The organism is Bhargavaea sp. CC-171006 (assembly GCF_009761675.1).
GTDB lineage: Bacteria > Bacillota > Bacilli > Bacillales_A > Planococcaceae > Bhargavaea > Bhargavaea changchunensis.
The window spans coordinates 66058-79928 of the sequence record NZ_QUZH01000007.1; the positions used below are offsets into that span (position 1 = coordinate 66058).

The 13871-nt window shown below is 56.0% G+C and carries 17 protein-coding genes; 1 reads left to right on the plus strand and 16 read right to left on the minus strand.

The genetic code is table 11. The annotated features are described in order from the left end of the window. Window positions 1–3: 3 nt before the first annotated feature. From DZC51_RS03735 to DZC51_RS03810, 16 genes are all read right to left on the minus strand, one after another. On the minus strand, window positions 4–615 hold the full coding sequence (locus tag DZC51_RS03735) for a TIGR01440 family protein (protein WP_157294033.1): 612 nt from the start codon (window positions 613–615) through the stop codon (window positions 4–6). A 26-nt stretch (window positions 616–641) separates the two neighbouring features. After that, the gene (gene rpiB, locus DZC51_RS03740) at window positions 642–1079 is read right to left on the minus strand and encodes a ribose 5-phosphate isomerase B (RefSeq protein WP_157294034.1); all 438 of its coding nucleotides are present in this window, start codon (window positions 1077–1079) and stop codon (window positions 642–644) included. 87 nt (window positions 1080–1166) lie between these two features. Beyond that, the gene (locus DZC51_RS03745; RefSeq protein WP_198304050.1) at window positions 1167–1622 is read right to left on the minus strand and encodes a low molecular weight protein arginine phosphatase; all 456 of its coding nucleotides are present in this window, start codon (window positions 1620–1622) and stop codon (window positions 1167–1169) included. 21 nt (window positions 1623–1643) lie between these two features. Continuing rightward, window positions 1644–2141: a manganese efflux pump gene (locus DZC51_RS03750; protein WP_157294035.1), complete on the minus strand. Its 498-nt coding sequence runs from the start codon at window positions 2139–2141 to the stop codon at window positions 1644–1646. Between the two features lie 64 nt (window positions 2142–2205). Then, window positions 2206–3237: an L-threonylcarbamoyladenylate synthase gene (locus DZC51_RS03755; protein ID WP_157294036.1), complete on the minus strand. Its 1032-nt coding sequence runs from the start codon at window positions 3235–3237 to the stop codon at window positions 2206–2208. A 26-nt stretch (window positions 3238–3263) separates the two neighbouring features. Continuing rightward, on the minus strand, window positions 3264–3833 hold the full coding sequence (locus tag DZC51_RS03760; RefSeq protein ID WP_157294037.1) for a stage II sporulation protein R: 570 nt from the start codon (window positions 3831–3833) through the stop codon (window positions 3264–3266). A gap of 67 nt (window positions 3834–3900) precedes the next feature. Beyond that, window positions 3901–4779, minus strand: a complete 879-nt coding sequence (gene prmC / locus DZC51_RS03765) for a peptide chain release factor N(5)-glutamine methyltransferase (protein WP_157294038.1) — start codon at window positions 4777–4779, stop codon at window positions 3901–3903. After that, window positions 4766–5842, minus strand: coding sequence for a peptide chain release factor 1 (gene prfA / locus DZC51_RS03770; protein ID WP_157294039.1), 1077 nt, complete (start codon window positions 5840–5842; stop codon window positions 4766–4768). The genes prmC and prfA overlap by 14 nt, the downstream gene beginning before the upstream one ends. Before the next feature lie 149 nt (window positions 5843–5991). After that, window positions 5992–6603: a thymidine kinase gene (locus DZC51_RS03775; RefSeq protein ID WP_157294040.1), complete on the minus strand. Its 612-nt coding sequence runs from the start codon at window positions 6601–6603 to the stop codon at window positions 5992–5994. A 195-nt stretch (window positions 6604–6798) separates the two neighbouring features. After that, the gene (gene rpmE / locus DZC51_RS03780; RefSeq protein ID WP_063179932.1) at window positions 6799–7014 is read right to left on the minus strand and encodes a 50S ribosomal protein L31; all 216 of its coding nucleotides are present in this window, start codon (window positions 7012–7014) and stop codon (window positions 6799–6801) included. Between the two features lie 241 nt (window positions 7015–7255). Then, window positions 7256–8542: a transcription termination factor Rho gene (gene rho / locus DZC51_RS03785; protein ID WP_157294041.1), complete on the minus strand. Its 1287-nt coding sequence runs from the start codon at window positions 8540–8542 to the stop codon at window positions 7256–7258. A 104-nt stretch (window positions 8543–8646) separates the two neighbouring features. Continuing rightward, entirely contained in the window at window positions 8647–9612 is a 966-nt protein-coding gene (gene glpX, locus DZC51_RS03790; RefSeq protein WP_063179936.1) for a class II fructose-bisphosphatase, read from the minus strand. A gap of 105 nt (window positions 9613–9717) precedes the next feature. After that, complete coding sequence (locus DZC51_RS03795; protein WP_157294042.1) at window positions 9718–11013, minus strand: UDP-N-acetylglucosamine 1-carboxyvinyltransferase; 1296 nt, start codon at window positions 11011–11013, stop codon at window positions 9718–9720. 29 nt (window positions 11014–11042) lie between these two features. After that, a complete protein-coding gene (gene fsa, locus DZC51_RS03800) occupies window positions 11043–11690 on the minus strand; it encodes a fructose-6-phosphate aldolase (protein ID WP_157294043.1) in 648 nt (215 codons plus the stop codon). A gap of 84 nt (window positions 11691–11774) precedes the next feature. Further along, on the minus strand, window positions 11775–12632 hold the full coding sequence (locus DZC51_RS03805) for a class II fructose-bisphosphate aldolase (protein WP_157294044.1): 858 nt from the start codon (window positions 12630–12632) through the stop codon (window positions 11775–11777). A 94-nt stretch (window positions 12633–12726) separates the two neighbouring features. Beyond that, complete coding sequence (locus DZC51_RS03810; RefSeq protein ID WP_157294045.1) at window positions 12727–13083, minus strand: response regulator; 357 nt, start codon at window positions 13081–13083, stop codon at window positions 12727–12729. 172 nt (window positions 13084–13255) lie between these two features. Between DZC51_RS03810 and DZC51_RS03815 the strand changes: the two genes are divergently transcribed. Further along, window positions 13256–13774, plus strand: a complete 519-nt coding sequence (locus tag DZC51_RS03815) for a DUF2529 family protein (protein WP_157294046.1) — start codon at window positions 13256–13258, stop codon at window positions 13772–13774. Window positions 13775–13871: the final 97 nt, after the last annotated feature.

Here is a 13871-nt window from a genome sequence, read left to right on the forward strand (position 1 = left end):
TCTTCATTCCCCTTCCATCTCTTCTGTTTGTGATGATTCGAATTCGAAATCATCCATTTCTTCCTCTTCAAGCTTATAGACGGCACGTACTCCGCCGATCAGTTTCGGCCTTGTCGTGGCTGCCGTGACGATCGCGTCCCCGATTTTTTCCACCGTCGTGCGGAGCGGGACCGCGACCGGGCGCAACTGCATGCCGATGAGCGTCTGGCCGATATCGATCCCCGCGTGCGCCCGGACGCCCTCAACGACGACAGGGTCTTCCATCTGACGATAGGCATGGGCCGCCATCGAGCCGCCTGCCTTCTGGACCGGAACCACCGAAACTTCATCCAGCCCGTACTTTTCTGCCGCTTCACGCTCAAGTGTCACGGCGCGATTGATGTGCTCACATCCCTGAAAAGCAAGCCAGAGGCCGTTCCGGTCTGCAAACTCGCGGAGCGGGCTGTAGAGGATTTCCGCAATATCCATCGCACCAGATGTTCCGATCCGGCTTCCCGCCACTTCGGACGTGGAGCAGCCGACGACAAACATCCGGCCCCTCCGGAATTCCGCCTGCTCCTCCAGCTGGCCCAGGATCTCCTCCAGCTGCAGCTTCCATAATTGTCGCGCATCCAAGAAGACCAACTCCCTTCAGACCGGAATTACTGCTCCAACTCTTTCAGCTTTTCGATTCGGCGCTCGTGACGGCCGCCCTCGAATTCGCCTTCCAGCCAGGTACGGGCAATTTCCCTAGCCAGCCCCGGACCGATCACGCGTTCGCCCATTGCAAGCACGTTGGAATCGTTGTGGCCCCGGGTCGCCTTCGCGCTGAACACGTCATGGCAGAGCGCACAGCGGATGCCCTTGACCTTGTTTGCTGCGATCGACATGCCGATGCCTGTCCCGCAAATCACGATGCCGCGGTCGAATTCACCGTTCGCCACTCGCTGCGCAACTGGCTTCGCGTAATCGGGATAATCAACGGACCCGTCGTCTTTCGGTCCGAAGTCTTCGTATTTAATACCCATTTCATCCATCAGATCGATGATCTCGGCGCGCAGCCGGTTGCCGCCGTGATCGGAAGAAATCGCTACTTTCATCCGCTTCCCTCGTTTCCGATATATTTCAACACCATCATATCATTATTTGACAAATAAAAATACAGCCCATTGCAACAATGGACTGCATCACATATTACGCCTCAGCGAATCCGCCAGAAGCGAAATCGCCTTCCGCAGCTCTTCGTATGTCTGCCTGTAATCTTCCATGCTTCCTCCGAAAGGGTCCGCAATATCCCCGTCTCCCATGCCCGTGTAGGCATTGAGAGGGAAAGTCTTGCCCGCCGCTTCCCGGACAGAGCGTTCGAGCATGCGCTTGTGGGCATCCGTCATCGTGAGGATGAGATCCGCCCACTCGACAGCTTCCCGGTCGGCCGGAGAGGAGGGAGCCGGCTCCTCTAAGCCCGCCTCCCGGATCAGCGTTGCCGAATGACCTGAAACTGGTGAACCCGGAAAAGCAGAGATGCCGGCCGAGCGGACGGAAACGCCCGAAATCTGTTCCGCTTTCAGTATCGCTTCAGCCATCGGGCTCCTGCATGTGTTGCCTGTGCATACAAAAAGAATATTCAATCTCATCACCGCCATTGGCGCCCGTCCATTCCCCGCTCAACCGATCAGGGGAATAATCCCCATCACGGCAAGACCGATGCCTCCCGCTACCCGGAGTTTCCTTCCTCCGAGAAGAGCAACTGACCCGCGGACATAGAGCGCTGCACAGGACAGGAAAAACGCGCTGAGGCCGGCGCTGAGAATGAAACGGACCATATCTAATTGAAGCATACCAAACGATAAGCTGACCGAAAAGGAATCGATACTGAGCAGCGCTGCAAGCAGATAGGGCGGCATCCTTACATCCGCCCCTTCCTCACTCAGCATCATGTGGATACCGAGAAAGATCAGCATCAGTGCCGACAGATAGATTCCGAGACCTGCCATAAGTTCTGCCGCAGCTCCGCCTACCACAAATCCCGCAACCGGAAAAGCCATATGGAGCAGCCCTGTCCATACGGCAAGCAGCAGACGCTTGCGGCGGAGCGGCAGGACCGTATAGACTGCCGCCACGTCCATCGCCGTCAAAAGACCCGCAACCGGTTCCTGCCACATCCGTTATTCCCCCCGTTCCGACTCTGTCCAGCTTATGCGGAACAATAGGGGTGTATGTACGGGCTCAGCCGCGGAACATGCGCCCTCCGGCTGCCTTGTTCAGGCGGTTCATGACGGCACCGCCGATTCCGGCATCATCGACTGTCGCTGCAAGGACGATATCGGCATCGGTCCCGTCGCAGGCGCGGAGTGATGCGTACAATTCGCCCGAAACGGAAGCCGGATCATCTTGCCGTCCTGTCGGGAAGAACCAGTCTGCCCCCGTTTCCCCAAAGCCCTCTGGGGCAACAAGGGCAATTTTCTTGCCCTCCTCCTTCAGCAGGCTTACGGCGGTCCGGATCTGCTCATGTTCCGGTTCGATCAGCCAGACCGGAGCGTCCGGTGAGTAATGGGTGTACTTCATGCCGGGTGCGCGCGGCGCCTCTTCCCCGGCATCGGCTGCTTCTGCGGAATGATTGACTTCACCGATGACTGGACGGAGCATGTCCGCCGTGACGGCGCCGGGGCGCAGGATTGCCGGCGGCTCTGACGTGAGATCGAGGACGGTCGACTCAATGCCGATGCCTGTCGGGCCGCCGTCCAATATGTAGGGGATTTTGCCGCCCATGTCCGCCGCGACATGTTCTGCCCGGGTAGGGCTCGGTTTTCCGCTCGTGTTTGCGCTAGGTGCGGCGACCGGCAAACCTGACGTTTTGAGCAGCCCCAATGCGACGGGGTGTGCAGGCATCCGGAGGCCTACCGTATCCAGACCCGCAGTGACGGAAGGCGCGAAAACGCCGGGCTTTGCGCGGACTATGAGCGTAAGAGGCCCCGGCCAAAATGCCTCCGCACATTTCCATGCCGTTTCGGGTACATCCACCGCGAAACGTTCCATTTCCGCAGCCGTGCCGATGTGAACAATCAGCGGATTGTCGGAAGGACGGCCTTTGGCACGGTAAATATCCGTGACCGCCTCTTCGTTGGTCGCATCCGCACCAAGCCCGTAGACGGTCTCCGTCGGAAATGCGACAAGTCCTCCCTTTTTCAGGATTTCAGCGGCGTCACTGAACCGCGTTTCGCCGTCTTCTTCCCTGATTTGTGAAATGACCGTATCCATTCGGTATCTCTTCCTTTCCGCCGGCGTTATCCGAACAGCGACTTCAGCCATTCGACGATGAAAAAGGTGACCGGCTCCTCCTCTGTTTCCTCTTCTTCGGCAGCAACTTCTCCCGGCTCGCATACATCCGAAAAAAGTGCGCACCACCAATTGTCTCCGCGGCCGCTGCCGACCGTCACAACAAGGGAATCTGTCCTTGCCTGCGGGATCATTCCCCCATCCAACACTTTCGGAGGGAAGAAAGCAGCCCCGACCGTTACACGGACAGGTGCGCCGCCGGAAACTGCTTCTGCTGCAAGTGTCATTTCCGGGATGAGTGCTTCGATACCGGACGGGTCCGTCAGTCCGGCCCGGCCGAGCACACGATTGACCTCTTCCGCCACGCCTGCCTTCACCTGCTGGGCCTGAGCGGTATTGCTGTCTGCGATGACCCTGACACGGAACGCTTCCTTCGCTTCTTCACCTGCCGTTCCTGATAGCAGGATCAGTGCGCATTGGAGTGCAATCAGCAGGAGCATGAATTGTATGAACGGAAGGATGGCAAGCCAGATTTCCCTTCGGCTGCCTTTCCTCTTAATATTGTAATCTGTCAGCATTTTGAACGACCTCCTTGACCGCATTGTGGACAGGAGGCCGTAAATCTATTCAATCGAACCAGAATATTTATTGTCCATAGACTTTCCCGGGAATCTGGCAGAATACCATCCGTTCCTTGCCGTTGATATCCCGGACCACTTCAACTGTTGCATACGGGAAAGCGGCACGGAACATTTCGCGGACGGCCGGCCCCTGGTCATGGCCGATTTCGAGGCCTATCAGCCCCGGGGCAGACATCAGGGCCGGAAGCGAGGCGGCAAGCGTCCTGTAATGGGCAAGGCCCTTTTCCTCCGCGAACAGCGCGCTGTGCGGCTCATGGCCCGTCACCGTATCGGACATTTCCCTGCGATCCCGGGGATTGATATACGGCGGATTGGAAAGGATGATGTCCCACTTCCTGCCTGAGAGCGGCTCTGCCATATCCCCTTCAAGGAAAGCCACTTCTGCCCCCAACCGCTCCGCGTTACGCATTGCGACACGGAGCGCAGCAGGGGAAATATCGGTTGCGGTAACCTCTGTACCCGGACGCTCCAGTTTGAATGTCACGGCGATTGCGCCGCTCCCCGTACCGATGTCAGCCATGCTTATAGCGCCTTCTTGGGGCCAGAGACGTGCTGCACGGACCAATGCGCCTGAAACCAGCTCTTCCGTCTCCGGACGGGGAATGAGGACATCCGGTGTGACCGTGAATGAGCGGCCATAAAACATTTCCCTTCCGGTCACGTACTGGAGCGGCACGCCCGCTGCCACTTCTTCAATCCCGGAAAAGAACCGTTTCCGCTCATCTTCTCCGACTTCATCGCGCAGGCTGATCAGGAGTTCCGTACGGCTCAGCCCCAGCACGTGCATCAGCAGCAGCTCCGCGGCATGCGCTTCACGTCCGGCCGCTGATAACCTCAATTTTCCTTCCGCGAGGATCGCGGATGCCGTTTCACTCCGTTGCATCAAGCGACTCCAGCCGTGCGGCCTGTTCTTCCATGATGAGAGCATCGATCACTTCGTCGAGCTTCCCGCTTATGATCTGGTCCAGCTTTTGGATTGTCAGGCCGATTCGGTGGTCCGTCACGCGATTTTGCGGGAAGTTGTAGGTCCGGATCCTCTCGGAGCGGTCTCCGGACCCTACCGCGGATTTGCGTATCGCGTCATACTCCGCCTGTGCTTCACGGTGGAACTTATCATATACCCGGGCACGCAGGACCTTCATGGCCTTTTCCTTGTTCTTGATCTGCGATTTCTCGTCCTGGCAGGAGACAACGATTCCGGTCGGCAGGTGTGTCAGGCGCACCGCGGACATGGTCGTATTCACCGACTGTCCGCCCGGTCCGCTGGAAGCGAATGTGTCGGTTCGGATATCCTTGTCATGGATGTCGATCTCGACTTCCTCGGCCTCGGGCAGGCAGGCAACCGTCGCGGTCGATGTATGGATTCGCCCCCCGGATTCTGTCTCGGGCACACGCTGGACGCGGTGTGCCCCGTTCTCGAATTTCAGCCGGGAATAGGCTCCGCTTCCGCTGATCATGAAGATGATTTCCTTAAAGCCGCCGAGACCTGTCGGCGATGCGTCGATCACATCGGTCTTCCATCCCCTGGACTCTGCGTATCGGCTGTACATGCGGAACAGGTCCCCGGCGAACAAGGCGGCCTCATCTCCTCCAGCAGCTCCGCGGATTTCCATGATGACATTCTTCGAATCGTTCGGGTCTTTCGGGAGGAGCAACAGCTTCAGTTTCTCCTCCATCTCTCCGATGTCAGTTTCCAGCCCCGAGACTTCTTCTTTCACCAGTTCCTTCATGTCGTTGTCCAGTTTATCTTCAAGCATTTCCTTCGCATCCGAAAGCTCATCCGATGCTTTTTTGTAGGCACGGTAAACCTCGACCGTCTCGGCGATCTCCGACTGCTCCTTGGAATATTTCCTCAGCAGATCGGTGTCCGTAACGACTTCCGGGTCGCTCAGCAGTTCATTCAGTTTCTCGTAGCGGTCTTCCACCGCCTGAAGGCGTTCATACATAAGGGAATCCGTCCTCCCGCATCATCAGATTATCTGCAGGACCCTGATAGGGTCCCCTTGATGTTTTCCCAGTTACATTCATCCAAACATTATAACCCAAAAAGCACCCGGCCGTCATCGGCCGGGTGTATCGGTCAAGCATCATCGATTCAGTTTTCTGCGTCGGATCGGCTTTTTACTGAAATTCCGTTCGGCACTTCATGGTGCAGACGGCAACGGGGCTCGTAGGCCTCCTCCGCACCGACGAGAATGACCGGGTCATTGTAATGCGCCGGCTTTCCGTCGATCAGCCGCTGAGTACGGCTGGCGGGTGATCCGCAGACCGCACAGACTGCCTGCAATTTTGTGACAAGCTCTGCAGTGGACATCAGCTCCGGCATCGGGCCGAACGGCTCACCGCGGAAATCCTGGTCAAGTCCCGCGATGATGACACGGTAGCCGTGATTTGCAAGTTCTGCAACCGTATCCACGATCCCCTCATCAAAAAATTGGGCCTCATCGATTCCGACCACGTCCACATTGTCATTGATATGTCTCCATATATCTGCCGATTTGGCGACCGGGAGCGCGACAATCTCATTCCCGTTATGGCTGACGACGGCCGTCTCGCTGTACCGGTCGTCGACCGCCGGCTTAAATACCGCTATTGATTGTTTGGCAAACTGGGCGCGGCGGACACGGCGGATCAGCTCTTCGGACTTTCCCGAAAACATGCTGCCGCAAATCACCTCTGCCCAGCCTCCCTGCATTGAAACGAACATCCGGTTTTCCCCTTTCAACCTCAGGGGCAATCCCCCGATCCTGGCATTCCAGTTTCTCATCTTAACCGATTTCCAGAAGTATTTCCCGTCTTTATTTTTGGTGATCGATGTGTTATAGCATGTCTCCGTCAAAATCCATCCAGACAAGCAAAAACCCGCCCGCCGCAGGTGCGGTGGACGGGTTTGATGCAGGAATTACTCCTGGCCTTCTTCTTTGAGGCCATATTTTTTGTTGAAGCGGTCGATACGGCCGTCGGCTGCAGCGAACTTCTGGCGACCCGTGTAGAATGGGTGGCACTCGGAGCAGACTTCAACTTTGATGTCTTCTTTCACGGAACCAGTTTCGAAAGAGTTGCCGCAAGAGCAAGTGACTTTCGCTGTTTTGTATTCCGGATGAATGGCTGTTTTCATGAAATTCTTCTCCTCTCGCCCTGAACCATCTGGAACAGAGTTAAATTATCGTACTGCAGCCTTACACGACCATACAGGCGAGCCGTATATGCTGTCAGATAGTCACAAACTTACACTTCACAGTATAGCACCTAATCCGGCGCATTGCAAATGATAAATTTGGGCCCTTTGATCAGGACGCTCCCTATAATAAAAGGTCTGTCGGCTGATGTCAATCAATAAATTCCTGGTTGAACCGACATCAAAGCAGTCCCTTGCCGCCCCGCTTTTCCTTCATCTCCCGGTTCAGCAGCTCGAAGAATTCTTCGTTGCTTTTCGTGCCGCGGAGTTTTTTCAGGAAGCGCTCTGCAAAGTCCGGTGTGTCGGAGAATGTCCGTCGGATGGCCCATAGCTTGTCGAGGCGCCCTTTCGGCAGAAGAAGTTCCTCTTTCCTGGTGCCGGAGCGGCGGATGTCCAGTGCCGGGAAGATCCGGCGTTCGGCAAGATGGCGGTCCAGATGGAGTTCCATATTGCCCGTCCCCTTGAATTCCTCATAAATCACATCATCCATCCGTGAGCCCGTCTCCACGAGGGCAGTCGCGAGAATGGTCAGGCTTCCGCCTTCCTCGAGGTTGCGCGCGGCGCCGAAGAAGCGCTTCGGCCGGTGGAGAGCAGCCGGGTCGATTCCCCCGGAAAGCGTTCTGCCGCTTGGCGGAATGACGAGGTTGTAAGCACGGGCGAGACGTGTGATCGAGTCCATCAGGATGATGACGTCCCGCTTGTGCTCGACCAGTCGCATCGCACGCTCGAGCACAAGCTCTGCAACGCGCACATGGTGGTCAGGAAGCTCGTCGAACGTCGAGCTGACGACATCCGCGTCAACGGAGCGTTCGATGTCAGTGACTTCTTCCGGGCGCTCATCGACAAGGAGGACAATCAGTTCCGCCTCCGGATGGTTTTCCGTAATGGCATTGGCAATCTCTTTGAGGAGCTGGGTTTTCCCTGCCTTCGGCTGTGCGACGATGAGGCCGCGCTGGCCGAAGCCGACCGGCGAGACGATGTCCATGATACGGGTCGACAGCTTGTCCGGCGTTGTCTCGAGTTTGATCTGCCGTTCCGGATAAAGCGGGGTCAGCGCCGGGAAGTGGACACGCTCTTTGGCCACTTCAGGGTCTTCGCCGTTGACTGCTCCGACCTGGAGGAGCCCATAGTAGCGCTCATTTTCCTTGGGCGGACGGACCTTGCCGCTGACCCTGTCGCCGTTTCGCAGGTCGAATCGGCGGATCTGGGATGCCGAAATATAGATATCTTCCATGCTCGGCGAGTAGTTGATCGGCCTGAGGAAGCCGTAGCCCTCCGTCGGGATGATTTCAAGCACGCCTTCCATGAAGAAATAGCCTTCCTGCTCGGCCCGAGACTTCAGGATTGCAAAAATCAGTTCTTTTTTCGTCAGTTTGCTGTAGTAGGAGATGTTCAATTTACGGGCAAGCCCGTAAAGTTCCTTGAGGGTCTTTTCCTGCATGCCAGCCAGTGTGAGTTCTTCCGCCATGGGGCGGTCACCTCTTTTCGTTCAGTTGGGGGATGGCAGCCGCCCGCAGGCGTTGCGAAGTGATGAAGAAGGAGATGCCCGGCGTTTCCGCCGGGCACAGATGATCAATATTCCATGACATAGTGCGGCTTTTTCTGAAGGCTGTGACGGCCTTCTACAAAGCGAACCGTACCTGACTTGGCACGCATGACAAGGGAGTGTGTCGAACCGTAAGCACCTTTGAACTGGACGCCTTTCAGGAGCTCGCCGTCCGTCACGCCGGTCGCCGCGAAAATGGCATCGTCCCCTTTGACGAGGTCTTCCATCCGGAGCACTTTGTCGATTTCAAGGCCCATCTTGTTGCAGCGTTCGATTTCAGCGTCATTGGACGGAACGAGACGGCCCTGGATCTCGCCGCCAAGACATTTCAGTCCGACCGCGGAGATGACCCCTTCCGGTGCGCCGCCGGAACCGAACAGGATATCCACCCCTGTGTCATCGAACGCGGTGTTGATCGCACCGGCGACATCACCGTCATTGATCAGCTTGATGCGTGCACCGGCATCCCGGATTTCCTGGATAATCCTTGCGTGGCGGTCACGGTGCAGTACAGTTGCGACAACGTCTTCGATATCTTTGTTTTTCGCCTTGGCGACTGCGCGGAGGTTATCGATGATCGGGGCATCGATATCGACCTGACCGACAGCCTCCGGTCCGACTGCGATTTTTTCCATGTACATGTCCGGCGCGTGGAGAAGGTTTCCCCGGTCAGCCACAGCAAGGACCGCGAGTGCATTCCAGCCACCGGACGCGACGATGTTCGTCCCTTCAAGCGGATCGACTGCAACGTCGACAGCAGGGCCTGTGCCGGTGCCGAGTTCTTCTCCTATGTAGAGCATTGGCGCTTCGTCCATCTCGCCTTCACCGATCACGACAACACCCTGCATCGGGATCGTATCAAAAACGGTTCGCATCGCGCTTGTCGCTGCGTCGTCCGCTTCGTTCTTGAGTCCCCGTCCCATCCAGCGGGCGGAATTGAGTGCCGCTGCCTCCGTTACACGGACAAGTTCCATCGATAAGCTGCGTTCCATCGTGCACTTCCTTTCTCCCCGCCTGGCGGGGAAAGCAAAATCAATTTACGGCCCGCCCGGCAGGAAACCTGCCGCCGGCCGCTGTTTCGTATTTTCAGGATCAGGTCAATGATTGCCGCCATCCTTGCCGGATGTCGCGCCTTCCGGCAAGCGCACTTTTCGGATGTCAGCACCGAGTCCGCCCAGTTTGCCGATCAGGTCAGAGTACCCGCGCTCGATATGGTGAATCGCCTGCACTTCCGTCTCGCCTTCAGCGATCAGTCCGGCAAGCACGAGCGCGGCCCCCGCTCTCAGGTCAGTCGCTCTCACGGATGCACCTTGGAGCTGCAGAGGACCTGTGATGATGGCAGAGCTTCCCTCTACGCGCGCATTTGCATTCATGCGACGAAGTTCGTCGATATGTTTGAATCGTGCTGAATAGATCGTGTCTGTAATAACCGAAGTCCCTTCCGCCTGTGTGAGAAGGACGGACATCGGCTGCTGCAGGTCGGTAGCAAAACCGGGATAGACCAGCGTCTTTACATCGATCGCCTTTAGCGGACGTTTCGGCTTCGGAATGATGATCCGCTCTTCCTCTTCAATCAGATCAACGCCCATTTCGCGCAGCTTCGCCGTCAGGGCTTCAACGTGGAACGGAATGACGTTATCAACCGTGACTCCGGCACCCATCGCCGCGGCCATGATCATGAATGTCCCCGCTTCAATCCGGTCGGGGATGATCGTATGTGCCGTGCCCGACAAAGATTCAACGCCGTCGATCCGGATGACATTGGTTCCGGCCCCTTTAATGTTGGCTCCCATGTTCGACAGCAGGGTCGCGACATCAATGATCTCCGGCTCTTTCGCCGCATTTTCAATGGTCGTTCGGCCTTCCGCGAGGACGGCTGCGAGCATAATGTTAATCGTCGCCCCCACGCTTGCCACGTCGAGATAGATCTTCGCACCCCGAAGTTTCTCGGCACGGAGATAGATGGAGCCGTGTTCATTCGTCACTTTGGCACCCAGCGCCTCGAATCCCTTGATGTGCTGGTCGATTGGGCGCGGGCCGAGATGACAGCCGCCCGGCAAGCCGATCACAGCCTTGCCGAAACGGCCGAGCATTGCCCCCATCAGATAGTAGGAGGCACGCAATTTCTTGACATTGCCATTCGGGAGCGGCATGGCGATCATTTCCGAAGGGTCGATCGTCATTGTCCCGTCACGGAATGTAACCACACCACCGATTTCCTCAAGCAACGATTTTAATGTGAACACATCGGCGATTTCAGGCAGGCCTTCGATCAAGACTTCCGAGCCGGCCAAAATGGATGCGGGTATAAGTGCGACCGCGCTATTTTTGGCCCCGCTCACCTTGATGGTGCCTTTAAGTTCCCGTCCGCCATTGATTTTGAAAACGTCCATTTCATTTCCCTCGTTCCGAAAAAGTTCCGTCACTCGGCAGTCCGCTTGTTCCAGTCTGCGAGAAACGCTTCAAGGCCCTTGTCCGTCAGCGGGTGGTTGAACATCTGCTTAAGCACTTTAAGCGGAGTCGTCGAGATATGCGCACCGTTAAGCGCTGCATCCGTGATATGTTGCGGGTGGCGGATTGAAGCCGCAATGATTTCCGTTTCGATGCCATGCTGGATAAATATTTCGGAGATGGTCGCAATCAGGTCCATCCCGTTGTGGCCGATGTCATCCAGGCGGCCAAGGAACGGCGAGACATACGTTGCGCCAGCGCGAGCCGCGAGCAGCGCCTGGTTTGCGCTGAAGATGAGGGTGACGTTTGTCTTGATGCCCTCTTTGGCGAATGTGGAGCATGCCTTCAGGCCTTCCGGTGTCATCGGAAGCTTGACCGTGATGTTCGGAGCGATTGCAGCAAGTTCGCGTCCTTCCCGGATCATCTCTTCCGCTTCTGTCGCGATGACTTCTGCACTGACCGAACCCGGAACCAGTTCCGCAATCTCTTTCAGGCGGTCATGGAATGGCACGTTTTCCTTGGCGACGAGCGATGGGTTCGTCGTGACGCCGGACAGGATGCCCCATTCATTGGCTTCCTTGATTTCGTCAAAATTGGCTGTATCGATGAAGAATTTCATTTTCTGTTTCCTCCCTGGAGTTTCTCTCGATGAATGGAAAGAAGGAGATGATGCCTTGCACCTCTCCCGCTACCTTCCCTGTTTTTAAGCTTTCCCGGAACTGCCGAATTCACGCATCTTGCCTTGGACTGTTTCTTTGATGGCTTCGCGCGCAGGTCCGAGGTATTTACGAGGGTCGTAGACCTCTTTGTCATTGTCCAGGATATCGCGGATCGCTTTGGTCGACGCAATCTGGTTCTCGGTGTTGACGTTGATTTTCGCCGTTCCGAGGGAAATGGCGCGCTGGATGTCTTTTGTAGGGATGCCTGTGCCGCCGTGAAGGACAAGCGGGAGATCCGACTGTTTGGAAATCTCCTCCATCTCTTTGAACCCAAGATTTGGTTCGCCTTTGTACGGGCCGTGAACCGATCCGAGTGCAGGCGCGAGGCAGTCGATGTCTGTCTTCTTCACAAGCTCTTCACACTCTTTCGGGTCCGCGTAGATGACACCGTCCGCGATCACGTCGTCTTCCTGGCCTCCTACGACACCAAGTTCCGCTTCCACGGATGCGCCGTTTTTATGGGCGTAATCGACGACTTCAGCCGTGATTTTTATATTTTCCTCAAGCGGTTTCGAAGAAGCATCGATCATGACCGATGTGAAGCCCGCGTCCACCGCTTCTTTGCATTTATCAAAGGAAGAGCCGTGGTCCAGGTGGATGGCGACCGGAACGGTCGTACCATAGGATTCCATTAGGCCTTTCACCATCGGAACGACTGCCTTGAAGCCGCCCATGTACTTGCCTGCCCCTTCTGAAACGCCCAGGATGACCGGGGATTTTTCTTCTTCCGCGGCCTGCAGGATTGCCTGTGTGAACTCCAGGTTGTTGATGTTGAACTGGCCGACCGCATAGCCTTCTTTTCTTGCTTTATTCAGCATGTCCGTCATGGAGACAAGTGCCATACTCGATTCCTCCTTCGAAAATGGGAAGTCAATCTTTCGTTTTTACACCCTCCCATCATAACAAAAACAGGCAGTGTCCGCCACTGCCCGCCAGTCATGCCAGTATCCCTCCGACCTCGCTGCGGAGTTCGTGGATATCAAACGGCTTCGTAAAATACTTCTCCGCGCCGAGAGCCTTAGCCGCATCGATCTGCTCCTGCTCGCCGTAGGCCGTCATCATGAATACCGGAACATCGGGCCTTTGTGACTTGAATTCCCTCAGAACTTCAATACCGTCCATACCCGGCATCTTCATATCGAGTAATACACAGTCCGGCGGCGTCTCTTTGAACCGTTCAATCGCTTCGTATCCGTTTTTTGCGACGCATGTTTCAAATCCGTCACGCTTGAACACTTCTTCCAACAGAAGGCGTATGCCATTCTGGTCGTCAACGATTAAAATCCGTTTCATAGAAAAGTCCCTGCTTTCCAAAGATTCTTTATTTTTCTTCTATTCTCCTTAATTCCTCTCTTTCCTGTCTTGACTGCTCAAATTCTTTTGCCCCTGCAAATTATTCTGTCATCCGTATTCCTTTTTGGCTGCTGCCAGGTCATCCTTTATAATGAATCCGGAGGGATACTAAATGAAAATGCTGACTACACAAATGTCCGGACTGCTGCAGCGCATCGCCGGGCGCGAAGAAGAAATGATCGGCATGACTGCCCGGCTTCTCGCCCAGGCAACCGCCGGAGAAGGACGGGTCTTTATCGCGGCGTTCGGTGAACTTGGCGCTGTGAGTGCCAACGCCCTTCTCGGACAGGAACCGCTCGGAGGAGCCGTACATTATAACGGGGAGGAAATCGACGGCACCGATCGGGTATGGATCCTGACACGCAGTGCTTCTGATCAGGAGGCATTGCAACTTGCACGACGGCTGTCTGAGGAATTCATTCCATTTGCCGCGCTGGCCGACGAGCCGGAAGACGCCGTGGGCAATGAACTCGCCAGCCTGGCGACCGCATATGTATCGCTCGGTGTAAAACGCGGCCTGCTTCCGTCTGATGATGGCGGGCGCACCGTCTTCCCCCATGCTCTTGCCGCACTTTTTGTCTATGAAGCCGTCCGAATGGACTACGAGGAATTGCTGGCCGAATTCGGTTGAACCGACCGCCCTGTTATCAGACAGGGCGTTTTCTATGTATAAGCTGTTATGTAATCTATGATAAAACAAAACCGATATGTTTAATACCTCTATTTGT